The organism is Terrimonas pollutisoli (genome assembly GCF_029360765.1).
Classification (GTDB): Bacteria; Bacteroidota; Bacteroidia; order Chitinophagales; family Chitinophagaceae; genus Terrimonas_B; species Terrimonas_B pollutisoli.
Genome location: NZ_JARKNA010000005.1, coordinates 240083 through 256960, shown reverse-complemented (window position 1 = coordinate 256960; position 16878 = coordinate 240083). Strand labels below are relative to the sequence as shown.

Annotated in this window: 13 protein-coding genes; 5 read left to right on the top strand and 8 right to left on the bottom strand. The window is 40.9% G+C overall.

Features of this window, described 5'->3' with window-relative positions; genetic code table 11:
- Positions 1-114 precede the first annotated feature (114 nt).
- The 3 genes from P2W73_RS11715 (at position 115) to P2W73_RS11705 (ending at position 2334) form a co-directional block, all read left to right on the top strand.
- Positions 115-495, top strand: a complete 381-nt coding sequence (locus P2W73_RS11715; RefSeq protein ID WP_276502230.1) for a hypothetical protein — start codon at positions 115-117, stop codon at positions 493-495.
- Between the two features lie 30 nt (positions 496-525).
- Complete coding sequence (locus P2W73_RS11710; protein WP_276502229.1) at positions 526-1392, top strand: pirin family protein; 867 nt, start codon at positions 526-528, stop codon at positions 1390-1392.
- A gap of 87 nt (positions 1393-1479) precedes the next feature.
- Positions 1480-2334: a pirin family protein gene (locus P2W73_RS11705; RefSeq protein ID WP_276502228.1), complete on the top strand. Its 855-nt coding sequence runs from the start codon at positions 1480-1482 to the stop codon at positions 2332-2334.
- A gap of 96 nt (positions 2335-2430) precedes the next feature.
- Here the strand turns inward: P2W73_RS11705 and P2W73_RS11700 are convergent, their stop codons facing one another.
- The 5 genes from P2W73_RS11700 to P2W73_RS11680 all read right to left on the bottom strand — a co-directional run bounded on the left by P2W73_RS11700 (position 2431) and on the right by P2W73_RS11680 (position 10782).
- On the bottom strand, positions 2431-4281 hold the full coding sequence (locus P2W73_RS11700) for an outer membrane protein assembly factor BamB family protein (protein WP_276502227.1): 1851 nt from the start codon (positions 4279-4281) through the stop codon (positions 2431-2433).
- A 63-nt stretch (positions 4282-4344) separates the two neighbouring features.
- Positions 4345-6033 (bottom strand): RagB/SusD family nutrient uptake outer membrane protein, encoded by a 1689-nt coding sequence (locus P2W73_RS11695; RefSeq protein ID WP_276502226.1) that lies wholly within the window; start codon positions 6031-6033, stop codon positions 4345-4347.
- Positions 6034-6044: 11 nt separating this feature from the next.
- Positions 6045-9305: a SusC/RagA family TonB-linked outer membrane protein gene (locus tag P2W73_RS11690; protein WP_276502225.1), complete on the bottom strand. Its 3261-nt coding sequence runs from the start codon at positions 9303-9305 to the stop codon at positions 6045-6047.
- Between the two features lie 49 nt (positions 9306-9354).
- A complete protein-coding gene (locus P2W73_RS11685; protein WP_276502224.1) occupies positions 9355-10104 on the bottom strand; it encodes a DeoR/GlpR family DNA-binding transcription regulator in 750 nt (249 codons plus the stop codon).
- A 195-nt stretch (positions 10105-10299) separates the two neighbouring features.
- Positions 10300-10782, bottom strand: coding sequence for a hypothetical protein (locus P2W73_RS11680; protein ID WP_276502223.1), 483 nt, complete (start codon positions 10780-10782; stop codon positions 10300-10302).
- Between the two features lie 155 nt (positions 10783-10937).
- Here P2W73_RS11680 and nhaA point away from each other — a divergent pair, with 155 nt between their 5' ends.
- Entirely contained in the window at positions 10938-12119 is a 1182-nt protein-coding gene (gene nhaA / locus P2W73_RS11675; protein ID WP_276502222.1) for a Na+/H+ antiporter NhaA, read from the top strand.
- A 145-nt stretch (positions 12120-12264) separates the two neighbouring features.
- Here nhaA and P2W73_RS11670 read toward each other — a convergent pair whose 3' ends face one another.
- On the bottom strand, positions 12265-12771 hold the full coding sequence (locus P2W73_RS11670) for a DinB family protein (protein ID WP_276502221.1): 507 nt from the start codon (positions 12769-12771) through the stop codon (positions 12265-12267).
- Positions 12772-12889: 118 nt separating this feature from the next.
- Between P2W73_RS11670 and P2W73_RS11665 the strand changes: the two genes are divergently transcribed.
- A complete protein-coding gene (locus P2W73_RS11665; protein WP_276502220.1) occupies positions 12890-13375 on the top strand; it encodes a DUF6141 family protein in 486 nt (161 codons plus the stop codon).
- A 95-nt stretch (positions 13376-13470) separates the two neighbouring features.
- Here P2W73_RS11665 and P2W73_RS11660 read toward each other — a convergent pair whose 3' ends face one another.
- Together P2W73_RS11660 and P2W73_RS11655 are read right to left on the bottom strand one after the other, a co-directional pair.
- Positions 13471-15144: a S8 family peptidase gene (locus tag P2W73_RS11660; protein ID WP_276502219.1), complete on the bottom strand. Its 1674-nt coding sequence runs from the start codon at positions 15142-15144 to the stop codon at positions 13471-13473.
- 143 nt (positions 15145-15287) lie between these two features.
- Positions 15288-16856 (bottom strand): OmpA family protein, encoded by a 1569-nt coding sequence (locus P2W73_RS11655; RefSeq protein ID WP_276502218.1) that lies wholly within the window; start codon positions 16854-16856, stop codon positions 15288-15290.
- Positions 16857-16878 lie beyond the last annotated feature (22 nt).

Here is a 16878-nt window from a genome sequence, read left to right as displayed (position 1 = left end):
CTTGCTACGATGGTTTGGTTTTTTCTTAACCTACATTAAGTTTTTCACTTAATCTACATTATTGGAGAAGGGGTTTGCAAGCTGGTATTTTTGTACCTCATTTAAGGAGGATTTATGAATAAAACAGAAATACTTATTGTAGGCAACACAAGAGAACCAGTTGAAAAAACAGTTGGCATTCTTAACGAGAGCGAGGAATGGAGTGGCGTAGAAGCATTTACTGATGAAGAAGCTATTACAAAATTTCAGCAATATCAGATTGACATCGTGCTGCTGACAAAAGATGTGAGCGATGTACAGGAAAAGAAACTGCGGAAGCTATTCTCTTTTCAAAATTCGGATACAGTTGTTGCCCGGTTTGAAGGCAATGATGAAATAACATTGCACAATACGATCAATGATATTTTGGAAACAGAAAAAGCAGGAAAAGAATTTTCATTTGTGGTGATAGATGATGCTTTGAAAAATGCCGGATTGAATATTCGTATACAGTAAAAAATTGACTTAAAAAATAAAGGAAGTAAAATGAAAAAGCAAATCGAAAAGATAGTTCCACGGGCTGCAAGGCCGGGTATGGTAGGTGATGGATTCAGAGTTTTCAATTATATACCCGGCTCTGTTGATCAGCGAAGGATTAGTCCATTCCTGATGCTGGACTTCAATGCTGAATATGATTTCGGCCCATCCAACAAAATCAGGGGCGTTGATGTGCATCCGCACAAAGGTTTTGAAACGGTGACTATTGCTTACAAGGGCAGTGTGGCTCATCACGACAGTACTGGTAACAGTGGTGTGATTAACCCGGGTGATGTGCAATGGATGACCGCCGGCGCCGGTATTCTTCATAAGGAATACCATGAAGAGGAATTTTCTAAAAGAGGTGGACCATTTGAAATGGTACAGCTTTGGGTCAATTTGCCAAAGAAAGACAAATCAACGCCGGCTCATTACCAGGCCATCACAGCCAATCAAATGGGCAAGGTAGAATTGCCTGATGGTGCAGGATTTGTTAATGTCATTGCGGGAGCAATGGGAGATGTAAAAGGACCCGCCAGCACCTATTCACCCGTCAATCTTTTTGATATAAAATTGAAAAAAGAGGGTGAAGTGACAACAAGTATTCCTGCAACACACAACACAGCGTTACTAGTGATCAATGGCGCTGTTGAAGTAAACGGCGAAAAAGCTGCTGAACATAGTTTTGTTTTGTTTAGGAATGACGGCGAAGAAATTGTTATCAAAGCTGAAGAAGATAGTGTGATCTTATTGCTCAGCGGTGAGCCCATCAATGAACCAATTGCCAGTTACGGTCCTTTTGTAATGAATACGCAGGAAGAAATATATGAGGCGATACAGGATTTCCAGGCTGGCAAGTTTGGTGTGTTAAATTAGAAAGCAGTTGTCAGTTAATTGTCATGCTGAGCTTGTCGAAGCATGACAATTTAAATAAGATATTTATTCATCCCGATAAATTTGTTTATGCAAAAGAAAATTGATCACATTCTTACAGGTAGGGAAAAGCAAATCACGAAAGAAGAAATAGTATTACAACCGCTGCCGCATAAGGATTTTCGCTTCGCCAATCCATTTATTGTGATACATCATTTAAAACCAGAGACCATAAATGCGGGTACTGAATTTCGCATACACCCGCATCCACATCGGGGCTTTGCTCCCGTCACTTTTATGTTGCAGGGTGAAGGTTATCATAAAGACAGTGCCGGCCATGATGCTATCATAAAAGCAGGCGAGGTGCAATGGATGTTTGCGGGTAAAGGCATCCTGCACAGTGAAGGACCTTCAAAAAAAATGTTGCAGGAAGGCGGTGTACAGGAATTTATCCAGCTTTGGATTAATGTACCCAGGTCTTATAAATGGAATGAACCTTCGTACCAGCAGGTTACAAAAGAAGAACAGCCAATAGTGATGGAGCAGGAAGGAGTGCAGCTCCGTCTCGCCAGTGGAAGTTATGATGGTAAAACAGGTCCCTTAAAAAGTTTCACACCTGTTGTTTCTATCGCTGGAACAATAGAAAAAGGCAGGAGAGTTCAGTTTATTGCCACACCGGGATATTGGACCTTGCTATATATTGCTAAAGGAAAGCTGTGTGTAAACCAGGAGACAATCGATCAATATCAGTTGGTAGTGTTTGAAAAAGATAATGAAGAAATATTGGTCTCGGCGGAAGAAGATACGACAATTCTTTTTTTATCGGCTGAACCCATCGATGAACCAGTCGCCGCTAAAGATAATTTTGTAATGAACACACAGGAAGAAACAGAACAAGCCATTGCAGATTATAAGAACGGTTTGTTTGGACAATTAGAATATTAAGTCTGAACAAGTATTGGGGGTGGATTTAGGGGATTAAGAGGATATCCCTGTTTCCCATAAATTCAATGCATCTCACATCATCTCAGTTCTGACGAATTAGAATTTCAATAGGGAAACTTTTCCATCCATTGTTGTTACCAGCAATTGACTCTTTGTCACGGGAAGCAAATTGGTGATTAGCCCGTTTGAGATTTTATGTTTCCATAGAACAGTTCCGCTCTTTCTGTCCAAAGCCACTGCAACACCGGATTGAGTGGGAACGAAAACGATGTTATTGTTTTCAACAATAGCCGTCGGGCTAATTTCATAACCAAGGGAAACATCACTTTTCCAAACCGGTGACATTTCATTAGCTGATGTAGAAATTCCATAAACATTTCCATCCATTGTTTTTACAAACACCAGGCTGCTGTCTTTTGAAAGTCCCATTGATTCTCTCACCCGTAAGTCAGGCATCTGTTTTCTCCAGATCACATTGCCGGTATTTGCATCCAGCGAGGTCATATAACGATCCGGTGCAACAATAAAAACCCGGTTGCCTGTTGCCACCGGGAAACAGGCTGCAGGTGATAGCATTCTTCCCGAACTTCCATTATTCCATTTCCATCTCAGCTTGCCTGAAGTAATATCGAGGCAATAAAAATCATTATTCCAGCAGCCAAAATAAATATGTTGGTTGTAAATAAGCGGCCGGGTTACAACAAAGCCTTTTACTTCATTAAAATCCCAGTGAAGCCTTCCATCTTTTAAACCAATAGCACGAAAATGCCCGTCTGATGCGCCGATATAAACTACCCCATCCCTGATCAGCGGATTTCCCAATACCGCTTTTTCTGCTTGGACCTTCCATATCAGTTTACCTTTCTTCGCATCCAATGCATAAATAAAATTGTCAGACGATGCTGTGACAACAATATTGTCGTTGACAGCAGGCATAGCATATATTTTACCTTGTGTCAAAAATCTCCAAACAGGTTTGCCATTCTTTTTATTCAATGCCACCACTTCACCATTTGTATTGGTAACAAATACTAGGTTTCCATTGGTAGCTGTCCCTGATCCAATATCGCTGTTATCCTGGTAGGTCCATTTTTCTTTTACACCCGGAAAGCTTTTATTGATTTCATACGAGGGGCGATAATACGAAACTGTTGAATTTCTGAAGTCAAGGTTTTTAATTTCAACAGTGGCCCAGGCTGACTTTGTTTCCACGCCGGGTGTTCTTTCCTGGTAGCTGACAATATTGTTTTTAATCGTTACAATATTATAACCGCCAATTTCTTTTTTTGCCCGAAGATTGGAACGTCCCATTACTGTTGGAATGGCTTCAAAATTTAATTGACGATTAGCATGGCCATGTCCACAAAGAATCAATTGAATATTTTTTTGTTTCAACCGGTCGATGGCTTCAAACCAGTTGTTCAATGAAGAGTCTTGCGGATAATGATTGACAAAAATGACCGGCGTGTTATCATCCGTGGCTTTTAAAATTGAATCGAGCCATACAATATTTTCCCTTGGTATTTGACCCGGGCTCATACGCATATTGGGTCCGGAGTGAGTGCCGAGAAAAAGATAGGGGCCTGCTTTGAAAGAAAATGTTTCACTGCCGAAAATTCGTTTGAAAGTATTTGAGCCACTTTCCGACCAGTTGCTATCATGATTACCGGGAACGATATGCCAGGGTTTATTTAAGCTGTCGAGAATCTGTTTGGCTAATTTAATTTCTTCATCCGATCCAAACTCGGTGATGTCGCCGGAGATAACAACAAATTGGATTGTTGGATTTTCATTGATGTCTTTAACTGTTCTCCGAAGATCTTCAGCACCAGTATTGCTGCCAATATGGGTATCGGAGAGATGGACAAACACCAGCGCATCATCCTGCTTCGCGAAGAGACTTACAACAAAAAATGAGGTGACAATTAAAAGAGAAAATTTTTTCATGAGTCAGGTAAGTGATGAAAATAAAAATCGGGAGCAATGCCCCCGATTTTAAAACAAAGAAAATTATTGCCAGCCGGGATTTTGCGATAATGTCGCTCCTATATCACTATAGAGCTTTATCTGGTCGAGCGGTAGGGGACTCAGGTACACTTTTGGATCGCTGAATATCCTTTGTGTTTCTGGTTTCCAAGCCGGGATGATATACCCTTCTGCAGCATCGTTTTCAATCTTCACATCTTTCAAATTTGGATAGTCAGCCTTTTTGATCCACGCACCACGGTTAATGTCAGAATTTGTAGTGGTGGTATATTCCAGCTTCTTCCATCTTCTCAAATCATCCAATCTGAATCCCTCAAACAACAACTCAATTCTTCGTTCTCTTCTTATTTCCCAGATCAAAGAAGGAACAGTTGGATCTTTGTCAGGATCATCATAAGTCACACCGTTTACTGCTGGTTGGTCGCCAATAACCTGTAGTGCTGGCATAGCGATGCCGGGTCTGGACCTTAGTTTATTGATCGACTTATCCAAATCTGCTTGTGACAATGCACCCAACTCAACAGTAGCTTCAGCATAGTTTAACAAAACCTCCCCATACCGAATCACCGGGGCGTCGGTCGTATTTAGGTTGCTACTTCCCTCTGGCAAATCTTTCAATGCATCGTTAAAGAACTTACGGGTTGAATAGCCGGATGTGGAGTAGTTTTTAGCATAGCCACTGAGCCTTAGTTCAGGTACGATTGTTTCAATTAAGCGCTGGTCACGGTCGGTCATTACATTTGCAAAAGTTTTGTCGCCTTTATATAATGGGGACAATGAAATTGGTAAACCGTCCTTAGCCAGAAAAGCATCGATTGCATCTTTTGATGTGCCGCTTTGCGCTTCACCGTTTACATAACTATGCAAGCTATGCGTCAGCAGGCCAGATTGGTAGCTGCGATAAAGAATGATTTCTTTTTTACCTGCGAGATCCAATGAATTGAAAACCGTTCTGAAGTTATCTCCGATTGAATACTTGTTTGAATTGATCACTTCGTTGGCAGCCCATTGAGCAGCCTGCAGGTATTCGGTTGCTTTTGTTGCATTAATAGTATGGTATTTAAAATAAGTACCATGGTAAAGAAATACTCTTGACATCAATGCAAGCACCACATTTCTATTTACCGTCAATCCATCATTGCCATCAATCACTCTTACATTCTCGGCAGCATATTTGAAATCAGCCAACACACTGTCCATGACTAATACACGGGAATCTCTTGGTTTGTATAAATCAGGATCCGTTTCTGTCATTTCTTTTCCATACCAGGGTACATCACCAAACGCTTTTACAAGGTCGTTGTATTCAAGTGCCCGGAAAAACCTTGCTATACCTGTCCAATGCTTAATGGCTTCTTCATTCATCGGCACTCTTTGAATCCTGTTGATAAAGAGATTGGCTTTTCTAACCCAGGCAAATGACCAACCACCCCCGGAGGCCGGAACATTTTGTGTAAACTGGCTTGGGCTTGAGGGTGCAAAATCATCATTTAATGGTTGGCCAGAAAAGAATTTGCCCCAGGTATAGCCTGAACCATAACCATCAAAATAAGCAGGATAGAAGGCCCAGGCAAATGTTCTCACATTCGTTTCACTGGACCAATATGACTCATCTACGAGCGTATCCTGCGGGTACCTTTCCAGATAATCTTTTTTACAACTTGCCAATAATAGTATGGCGAGTGAAAAAAGAGAAAATATTTTAATCTTCATATAACTTTAGTTTAAAGTGTTACTTGAATTCCCATTGAAATGGATTTACGATATGGATAAACCCGTCCAAATGTATTGGGATCATTCAAACCTGGTGTAGTGTAGTTCACTTCCGGGTCAATGGGTTCTTTTAAATTATCAATAGTGAAAAGATTTTCACCGCTGAAATAAATACGGGCAGTTTGTAGTTTGGCCCTTTTCACCAGTTTTGCCGGCAACGTGTAACCTACGTTCAGGTTTTTAATCCTGGTGTAAGCCATATTCATCAAATACTTTGTTTGTGGCAAAAAGTTTCTGGTAGTGTTTGACTGAGCTTGGTCTGTAGGACGAGGATAATAGGCATTTGGATTTTCTTCTGTCCAATAATCAAGCTGATGAGCATACCAGCCTTCACCGGGTCTGTAACCGGGAATAACTACCGGACCATTGGCCCACATTTCACGTTTAGCAACTCCTTGTATGAACACGTTTATATCAAAACCTTTCCAGTCTGCTCCTAAACGAAAACCATATTGATAACGAGGAGTCGAGTTACCAATGATTTTTTGATCACCCGCATCACCAACCGTATTAGTGCCGATATCTATTTTGCCATCTCCATCCAGATCTTTATATTTGATATCACCGGGACCATAAAAGAACCAACCGGATTCCCATCTTTTTTGTGTAGGAACACCCGCTTTCATGATGTATTTGCCGCTGGCATCTTTAAGCAAATTGCCATTGGCATCCGTTTCAAAATCTGATTTGCTGAAAAAACGATCTGTTTCATAACCCCAGATCTCACCAAGGATTTTACCCTCGTAGTTGGAGGAAATAAGCTTTGTAGTATTTGCAAACTTTGTAATCTCTTCTTTAAAATCAGACAGCACGCCTGTCACGTTAAAATTGATACCGTTATCAAAGTGGTGGTTCCAATCAACTGCCAGTTCCCAACCTGTAGTTTGCATTTCGCCGTAGTTTCTTGCCGGTGCACTTGTTCCTAATGTACTGGGTACTGTTACACCGCTTGTGATCATATCACTGGTGGTTCTTTTATACCAATCAAATGTGACTCCGAGTTTATTGTTAAAGAAACGGGCATCAGCGCCAAAATCAAGTGTAGTGACGGTTTCCCATGTTAATGATGGAGAAACAAGAGGGGGAGTTGAAACGGTCACCATGTTGTTGGATCCTATATACCATCCGGAGCCAGATGAGCTCATAACACTCAGGAAACGATTTCCACCAACTGCCTGGTTACCGATAGAACCCCATGAGCCGCGAAACTTCAATGATGACAAGATGGGCTTTGCAAAATCCATAAAGTTCTCCTGGGTGATAATGTAGCCTGCAGAGACAGATGGGAAAAATGCCCATTGATCCTTCACAGGGAAACTGGATGAGCCATCATAACGGCCATTGGCTTCCAATAATAATTTGTCTTTAAAAGAATAGTTGATGCGTCCGAAGAAGCCAGCTGTTGACCAATGTCCGCGAGAGTTGTTACCAAACTGGTCACCTGTTGCCAGTTTGGGCTCACCCATATCCGGGTTCAGCAAGCTTCTTCTTTCAGTCGTTTGTGACCAGTACTGATAAAGTTCCACATCAGAGCCGGCAATAAATTTGAAATCATGATTCTCGCCTAATTTCTTATTGTAGGTTGCAAAAGCTTTTACTGTGTTACGGTCATTCCAGTCAGAAATATAAATGGCTCTGTCATAAGAGGCACTGGTATATTTTTCATACGTCAAACTTCCGCCCCAGAAATTATAAGCACTTACGCTACCGCCAGTTTGATGTTCGTGATAGTTATTATTCGCATAAGTATAGTCAAGATCAAAAGTCAAGCCTTTAGCCAGCTTAAATGTTCCCCCGATTTGTATGCGGCCAAAAGTGGTTTCTTCAGGGGTCATCTTTGCCTGTTGCACTTCTGTCAACGCACTTCTGAATGGTTTGCCTTCGTATGTACCGTACGGATAGTAACCCCACCATCTCGTCAGGTAATACCAGGGATCATATGTTTCACTCGAGAAATAGTAAGGCCTTGTTCTCGTCGCTTTTGACAAAATCACTTTTGCTCTTGCATCTAGCCAATCCGTGACACTTGTTGTTACACCCAGGTTTATATTGAATCTTTCAAATTCATCGGGGTTTACTTTCAATACGCCTTTTTGGCCTAGATAGCCCAGACCTAAACTATATCCGGTTTTAGCACTGCTACCACTTATGGTGAGGTTGTGCGTTTGTTGAGGTGACCAGTCTCTTAAATAAAGATCCATTGGATCCCAGGTGCGATAGAAATATAAACGACCGCCATTCGCAGTGTCAAAATCTCTTCCACGTACCATATCCAATCCTAAATCCTGGCCGCCATACTTTTGTTCCCATTCCTTCATTTTAGCAATGGATGCCTGGTCAACATATAAACCCAGAGCAGAAAAACCTGTTTGGGTAGGAGTGATTCTTTGATAGGCTTTCAACGCCATTTCTGCGCCTTCCGCGGCAGGTGCCACCCGGGGCATTGTAGTTGGCTGGCTCCAGGAAAAGTTATTATTGTAGTTGATCCTGCTTTTTTCGCCACCTTTTTTACCTGTTTTGGTGGTAATTAATATAACACCCCATGCACCTCTGGTACCATAAATTGATGTAGAAGCTGCATCTTTTAATACAGATATTGTTTCAATATCATCCGGGTTGATCATTCGAAGATCCGGCAACTCTACGTTGTCCACCAGTATCAATGGTTGAGCACCTGATCCATTCAACGAACCACTTAATCCTCTTAAGCGAATGGTGGGATTTGTTCCAATATCACCACTTGGTGTTGTAATGGTTAAGCCCGGTACGGCGCCTTGCAAGCCACGGCCCAAATCTGTAATAGGACGTGAGCCCAATGTTTTCGAAACATTCACTGTAGAAACGGCGCCGGTAAGGTTGGCCCTCTTTTGTGTAGCATAACCAACAACGACGACATCATTTAATGTTTCTTGTTGTTGTGAAAGTGAAATGTTGATAGTTGCATCTTGTGCAACTACTACTTCCTGCAAACCGTAGCCAACAAAGGAAAATTGAATAGTCTGACCGTTGCGGGCATTAATGGAAAAATTTCCGGCAGCATCTGTTTGGGTGGAATTGCTAGTGCTTTTGACACTCACTGTTACACCTGGTAAAGGTGTTTTACTGTCGGAAAGGACAGTACCTTTTATGGTCTTTTCCTGGGCGAATAAAGCCGGTGGAAGGAAAAGCGCCATAAGAAGAAATGCTACAGAAAATCGAAGAACTTTTCTCATGACAGTTTTAAGTTTTAAATAATAAAAAAGGGTTCTCGTATATGTTGACTTATAATAACTCTATCCCTGCATTAGCATAAGGTTTCAACATAGGATCATCCGGGTTCAGTTCTGTGATTAGTACATCGATCTTATTCAACGGGCAAATTTGTATCGGCTGAAAAGTGTTGATCTTTTCTGCAATAGCAAGGCACACTACTTTTTGAGAGGATTCAATCATTGCTTTTTTCAACTGCACCACTTCCCAGTCATTGTCGGTTACACCATTGTTGAGATCAAGGGCATTGGTGCCGAGGAAACAGATGTCGGCTTTCATCTGTCTTACTTTGGAAATAGCTTCTGAGCCAACTGTGATCTTGGAACTTTTTGAAACCCGGTCGCCGATCAGGATCACTTCGATATTGGGATGGTCCATGTATTCAAGAATAGCGGCGATGCTTCCGGAAACAAAAGTGGCTTTCAACTCGGACGGTAGTAGCCTCGCCATTTCCACGATCGTGGTGCCACCCCCTGTTAATACAAACATGCCATCACTGATCAGTGCAATGGCTTTTTCAGCAATTACTTTTTTTTGATCCTGGGAATAAACCCCGTTGCTGGGTATATGAACATTGCTAAACGAACGGGAGAGGGCTCCGCCGTGAACTTTTAGCAGTTTGCCTTCGGAAGACAATTCCTGGAGATCCCGGCGGATGGTATCTTCCGACACATTGATTTCAAGGCTGAGCGAAGAGGAGAGAACCTTATTGTGAAGATTGACCTGTTGTAAAATATAAGACTGCCTTTCTTTCTTAAGCATAAGCATGCGTTAGTTGTTAAAGAAGTCTAAATATACGGGAAGAAAGTGCAATAAAACGCACAAAGTTTAAAATATGTGCATTAATTTAGGTGAATCAATGCATAATTATGCGGTATTGTAAGAATTAGCTAGTACCGACAATAAAAAACCCCGCAGTTCTGCGGAGTTTAAATAAAAAGTTATGCGATTTTATTTTTAGAAAGTAAATCTTGCTGTAAAACCGACTGCTGCCGGTTCGAAGTTGATATCACTAACCAAATTGAGTTCGGGTTTCCAATCCAATGATAAATTCAACGGAAGATTCGTGAATTTATAATCCAGGCCAATTACACCCTGTGCCCCCACATTAACATCTGTCTCGTTGCGGTTTTTATTGGGGTTCCATGTTTTTACAAAGCCGAGGTAGCCACCCCCGCCATAAAACCATTGCAAACCTTCTGAACTAAATGGCTTGTGCACTTCATATAAAGCTCCAATGGCGAGCGGATCACCAAATGAAAATAATGCTTCGATGGCCGATCGTTCATTTAAAAAATGTTTCAGTGAAATAGAATTATTAACCATGGCCTGGCTGCTGCTTAACCGCACACCCACACCTGTTTTATAGGATTGAGCAGAAACAGAAGTGGTAAAAACAATGGCAGCAAGAAATAATGAAACGGATATTATTTTTTTCATGGTGATTTATTTTGTTGTTATTGAACGAAAAATAATGCCAGTAAAGTTTAAAAGAAATGCAAAAGTCTGTGATTAACTAACATAAAGACAATTCAAAAAGATAATTCCCTCTTTTTTTTATCACTTATTTTTGTGAATCACATCAATCTTACCGGATGCGAATAACCAAACTGCTGAAAGAATTTTTAGATAGTGAGAAAGCGGGTGGCCTGGTGCTGCTTGCTTGTACCATCATTTCATTGATCATAGCCAATAGCAATTGGGGAGAGCCCTATACCAGTTTTTGGCATCGCTATGTTGATCTTTCGGTTGGATCAATTAGTTTGAAATACTCCATCGAACATTGGATAAATGATGGCTTGATGGCTATTTTCTTTTTGCTGGTAGGATTAGAGATAGAACGTGAATTGTATATCGGAGAGTTAAAAGATCTGAAAGTAGCCGCTTTACCTATTGCTGCAGCTATCGGCGGCATGCTGGTGCCGGCGGCCATTCATTTTTTATTTAACAATGGCTCCGCTACTCAACCGGGCTTTGGGATACCGATGGCAACTGATATTGCCTTTGCATTAGGGATGCTGTCGCTATTGGGCAACAGGGTACCTTATTCTTTAAAAATATTTCTCACTGCACTGGCCATTATTGATGACCTCGGAGCTATACTTGTTATTGCCGTCTTTTACAATGATGGTATATCCTGGATTTATCTGTTATCGGCGCTGGGTATTTTTGCCGGGCTGTTTATATTGGGGAAATTAAAAGTGTACAACCTGTTATTTTATGTTCTTCCCGGCATCGTGATGTGGTACTGCATGTTGAAATCAGGTGTGCATGCTACGATAACCGGCGTGTTACTGGCCTTCGCTATTCCGTTTGGCGGAACTGACTACAAAAGTCCATCGTATCGCTTACAGCATTTTCTTCATAAACCTGTTGCCTTTGTTATTCTTCCAATTTTCGCTCTTGCCAATACCGGTTTGATTCTTTCAGACGGATGGATCAATGAGTTGACCACAAACAATAATCTTGGTATCATATTGGGGCTGGTGATAGGGAAACCAGTAGGTATTATACTGTTCTGTTTCTTACTGATCCAGTTAAAATGGGGGAGCTTGCCTTCCGGAATAAAATTGAAAGATTTAACCGGCGCAGGAATCCTGGGAGGTATTGGTTTTACCATGTCAATTTTTATTTCCAACCTTGCTTTCAAGAATGCCGAAACCATCCAGTTTTCAAAAGTGTCCGTGCTGATAGCCTCGTCAATAGCCTGTGTAGCTGGACTAATCTGGTTGGCTTTTTCTTTGAGAAGAAACCAGGAAGAGTTGAGTGTGGAGTAGAGGATATCAACAACTGATATAAAAAAATGGTCTATTAAGTTTCGACCCTAAAAGAAAATTATTTAAAATATCCTTCTGAATCCTTGTGTTTGAACCAGTGATTTAATTGATCAGCGGATTTAAAACAAGGTTTTTAATAGTCCTCTTACAAATACCTTTCTTTTACAATCTTTTGATGGTGTATAGCATGACCAATAATAATAAAGCCAACAGCTAACACATAGTTCGGGCTGTTGGAAGATATACCGTTGGAGTCTAATTGCTCTTCGTCGAAAGAATTAAATAATAATTCTGAGGATCGTCTTACAACTTTGAACTCCTCAACCAGTTTATCCCAACTCCTGGTATTAGCCTTGGAAGCGGCTGCAAATTGGTTTTCATTAAAACCCGGAAGAGGAGTTGCGTCTTTTCTCGCAAAACGGAGAGCACGGTAGGCAAAGACTCTTTCCGAATCTATAATGTGTTGCAACACTTCTTTAATGGTCCATTTGCCAGCGGCGTAACGATAGTCATATTTGTCCGGAGGTATTGTTTCCAGGAAACGGACAAACGAAACACTTTCTTTTACAAATGCCCCGGATAATTCATCCTCTGGTACTAGGTTAATATAGTTGTGGTACCAACTGCCAACACGGGAAAGATCAGGTCGCATATATATGAAGTTTATTGTTTGAAGTTTGTGTTTAGCGGGGGAAAGTTAATTTTTTTTCAGTAAACGCAGTTTGAGACTATGAGGAACATTGCTTTTATTCAAAGCTTAAATTTGTACGATGTCTACTGAAATACTGTTTGAAGAAATACAGGGTTCCGATAGGAAGAAAACGAGGAGTTTTTTTAAAGTGATGGCGGGGATTTTTATATTGGCTTTACTCTTTAATTTTTTTATACAAAAGGGGAGCTTTGGCGATATAGCTGCCTCGTTGTTGGTGGGGTTGTTGATATGCATAGTAGTAATTATTTTCAGTGATCTCAGGTTAATTACTCAAATCAGGACAGACGGTATTTATGTTCGCTTCACTCCTTTTGAACAATCGTTTAAAAAGTATTCATGGGATAGTATACAGGAAGTTTTTGTAAGCAAATTTAATCCGGCTACTATTGGCATCGGCATTCGTTTTGGACCCAGGGGAAAAGCCTATATCTTTTCGGGTGACACGGGATTACAAATTATTTTTACAAATGGTGAGAGGCTTCTTATCGGAACCCGACATCCTGACGAAATGAAAAGTGTCCTCAGTAAATTAGGTCGCGGATGAAGGCAATCATAGAGCTTTCGGATAGTCATAAATAAACCCGGCATCTTAGATTAATAAATCCTACAATGCCGGGTATTCTGTAAATACTTAAAAATTTATTGTTTTACTTTTTCTGTCACTTTGGATTTAACAGGCTTGGTATTTTTAATTGTTTCTGGTTTTAATGTTGAAGCAAGTTTGATCGCTTCGTAAGCATTGATCACGCCACCTGTTTTGCTGAGGTCTGACAGATCAACTTCTTCGCCGGTTCCCGGATCTTTTACTTTTACACCTGGGTTCTGCGCTGATTTTTCAATCACTGCTTTTACCTGCTCAGGACTAAGTTTTGGATAATATTGAAGGATAAAGGCTGCCAATCCCGCGACAACAGGTGAAGCCATACTCGTTCCCTGCAAATTTTGATAAGTATTGCCACCCGGAACTGTCGAATAAATTTTTACGCCGGGAGCAAACACATCTACTTCTTTTTTACCATAATTCGAGAAACTAGCTGTCAGGCCACCAGCTTTTGGATCGCCGCTGGCGCCTACTGTAATCCAATTAGAGGCTCTCTTACCGTCTTCAAAAACTACAGTCGGATAGTTTTCAGTGCTGTCAAGGTTTTGATGGCTGTTACCTGCAGCATGAATCAATAATACCCCCTTGCCTTCTGCGTATTTAACAGCGTCATCTACCCATTTTTTTTCAGGAGAGAAACCTTTACCGAAACTCATATTGATCACTTTTGCACCATTATCGGCGGCATATCGTATGGCCAAAGCAATATCCTTGTCATGCTCATCACCATCCGGAACGGCACGAACTGTCATAATCCTAACATTATCCGCTATACCATCCATTCCAACACCGTTATTCCTGATGGCTCCGATAATTCCTGATACATGGGTTCCGTGTAAGGCGGCATTTTTGCTGACCATTACATTGCTGTTGCCATAAAACCTGTCGTTGATGTCGTTATAATTATCCTTAACGATTTCATTGCGATAATCTTTAGGCGCCCGATCAACAGCTTCAAATTTATTGATGTCAGCTTCCAGTTCATCGAGGATCATTTGATTGGAAATATCATCACTATCATTGCCTTTACAAATTGACGACAGAATGGTTTTTACTTTTTTTGCTTTGTCGCTTAACGGTGTATAGCTGCTGAGGTCTTTACAATTGTATTCTTCTTTGCTGAGATCTTTGCGGATAATGGAGTCTCCGAGTTTCAGATCCTTGTACATTCTTTTTACCTGGATCACTTCAAAGGGATTAATATCGCCCACCACATCAAATTTTGCTTTCAACCACATTTTGTATTCTTTCGTATCGTCGACAGAAAGGGTACCGGAGGCAGCATCTTTTTCTTCCCATTTGCTTTTGAGGCGATGATAGACCCGTGCCGCCTCATAAGAATCTTTTTCTACGTTTCTGCCGTCACGACCACCCAGGAAGTTCCAGCCATAAATATCATCCACATAGCCGTTATTATCATCATCGATACCATTTCCGGGAATTTCTTTGGGGTTTTTCCAAAGAATCGATTTGAGATCTTCATGCAGGGTATCAACACCTGAATCGATAACTGCAACGATAACCGGGGAACTTTTTAGATTTTTTGATTTAACGAACTCGTAGGCTTTATCTATGCTGATCCCATAATAACCATCTTTTTTCTGATCCAGCAAATGCCATCCTTTTGGCACTTCGTTTTTTTGGGAGAAGGCAGCAACGTTAATCAAACCTCCTATGGCAATCAAAAGGGTACGACTCAGTAAACTCTTCATTTTCTTACTTGTTATTATATTTTATTACAAAATTGGGTAAAGTCTCAAAAATAGTACTTACCATTCATACTATTAGATAATAAAAACCCTGCAACTTCTCGGTCTGCAGGGTTTTTTATGATTTTTTTGACGTTGTTTCGTCGCTATTGGTTGCTTAGTTTCAATTCAACACGCCGGTTTTCAGCTCTTTCGGCCGGGGTTTTGCCCGAATTCAAAGGCCTGTCCGGGCCAAATCCAATGGCTGTCAACCTGCTGGAATCGATTCCCTTTGCCTGTAAATACTCTTTTACAGTATTTGCTCTTTTTTCAGACAACTTCATGTTTACTTCATAACGACCCTCACTGCTGGTATGTCCTTCAATAGCAACCTTGATGTCAGGATTATCTTTCAAAATGTTTGCTACTTCATCCAGCACTTTAAATGAGCCTGATTGCAGTTCGGCACTGTTGACTTTAAATTGAATCCGTTTGGCAGCGTATTCAACTTTTTCTACAATTTCTTTTTTGATCTCTTCGGGGCAGCCATTTCTTTCGGCTACACCTTTTACATCGGGGCATTTATCTTCTTCATCGTTGATGCCATCGCCATCTGTGTCCGGTACCGGGCACCCCTGGTATCGTTCCAGGCCAGCTTGTTCAAGACACTTATCTTCTTTATCAATAATTCCATCTTTGTCAGTGTCAGCGTATGGACATCCCGCATTGTCTTTTGCTCCGGCTATATCAGGGCATTTGTCATCTTTATCCAATACGCCGTCATTGTCATTGTCAAGATAGGGGCAGCCATTGTTTTCCACAGATCCAGCTTCGCCGGGACATTTGTCGTCACCGTCCGTGATGCCGTCATTATCTGTATCCGGACAGCCTAAAAGTTTGGCAGATCCGGCAATGTCAGGACACTTATCTGTTTTATCGGGTGTTCCGTCACCGTCCTTATCTTTTGGAACCGGAGGCGCTTGCTTGCCGAGGAATATTCCTAAAGTGGCCCCCTTTACTTCATGCTTGTAATTGCTGACACTATAATCTGGCTCATGAAAATCTTTTAAACCCCGGCTATAATTGGCCGTTAGAAAAAAGCGACCGTATTCGAACCCCGCTAATCCATTTACACCAAGGTTAAGTGTAGAGAATTTTCCTTTACCTTTTCCTACAGGGAGATCAGAATTATCTTCAACAGTTTTTACGCTTACGTCAACCACCATGTCTTCGGTTTTGTAAAAACCATTATAAAACAGGGAAAAATAAGGCCCTCCACCTATGATAAAGCTTGCCTTTTTCCCCAGTTTTAATTTATAAACAATATTTAAAGGGATTTCGATGTAGTTTATGTACTGTTTTTTTTCCTGGAAATATTTTGTATCAACTATGGAGTCAGTTATAGTAACCGTAGAATCATCATGCACTGTTCGTATTTTGTAGATAACTGTTGAATCAGTAGAAGGGCTTTTATATTTTCTTCCTTTATTAAAAAATTGAACAGATGGCTGGAAATAAAAGTTCGAATTTGGAGAAAGGCGAATGTCGGCCAGAAAACCAAAATGAGCGCCATTTCTACCCGAATAGTTCTGTTTTATACTATCCCAACCGGGTAGACTATTATCCTCCAATATTTTTGACTGATGACCACCACCCAACATGGCCACACGTACTTGCGAATGGGAGAGAAGAAAACACAGAAAGCTTAACGCCACTACAAGAGAGATCCTTTTCATGGATAACAAACAGTTAGTTTTA

Excerpts from the sequence above, each read along its gene's own strand:
- P2W73_RS11715 (WP_276502230.1), top strand. The coding sequence starts at position 115 with ATGAATAAAACAGAAATACTTATTGTAGGCAACACAAGAGAACCAGTT.
- P2W73_RS11710 (WP_276502229.1), top strand. The coding sequence starts at position 526 with ATGAAAAAGCAAATCGAAAAGATAGTTCCACGGGCTGCAAGGCCGGGT.
- P2W73_RS11705 (WP_276502228.1), top strand. The coding sequence starts at position 1,480 with ATGCAAAAGAAAATTGATCACATTCTTACAGGTAGGGAAAAGCAAATC.
- P2W73_RS11700 (WP_276502227.1), bottom strand. The coding sequence starts at position 4,281 with ATGAAAAAATTTTCTCTTTTAATTGTCACCTCATTTTTTGTTGTAAGT.
- P2W73_RS11695 (WP_276502226.1), bottom strand. The coding sequence starts at position 6,033 with ATGAAGATTAAAATATTTTCTCTTTTTTCACTCGCCATACTATTATTG.
- P2W73_RS11690 (WP_276502225.1), bottom strand. The coding sequence starts at position 9,305 with ATGAGAAAAGTTCTTCGATTTTCTGTAGCATTTCTTCTTATGGCGCTT.
- P2W73_RS11685 (WP_276502224.1), bottom strand. The coding sequence starts at position 10,104 with ATGCTTAAGAAAGAAAGGCAGTCTTATATTTTACAACAGGTCAATCTT.
- P2W73_RS11680 (WP_276502223.1), bottom strand. The coding sequence starts at position 10,782 with ATGAAAAAAATAATATCCGTTTCATTATTTCTTGCTGCCATTGTTTTT.
- nhaA (WP_276502222.1), top strand. The coding sequence starts at position 10,938 with ATGCGAATAACCAAACTGCTGAAAGAATTTTTAGATAGTGAGAAAGCG.
- P2W73_RS11670 (WP_276502221.1), bottom strand. The coding sequence starts at position 12,771 with ATGCGACCTGATCTTTCCCGTGTTGGCAGTTGGTACCACAACTATATT.
- P2W73_RS11665 (WP_276502220.1), top strand. The coding sequence starts at position 12,890 with ATGTCTACTGAAATACTGTTTGAAGAAATACAGGGTTCCGATAGGAAG.
- P2W73_RS11660 (WP_276502219.1), bottom strand. The coding sequence starts at position 15,144 with ATGAAGAGTTTACTGAGTCGTACCCTTTTGATTGCCATAGGAGGTTTG.
- P2W73_RS11655 (WP_276502218.1), bottom strand. The coding sequence starts at position 16,856 with ATGAAAAGGATCTCTCTTGTAGTGGCGTTAAGCTTTCTGTGTTTTCTT.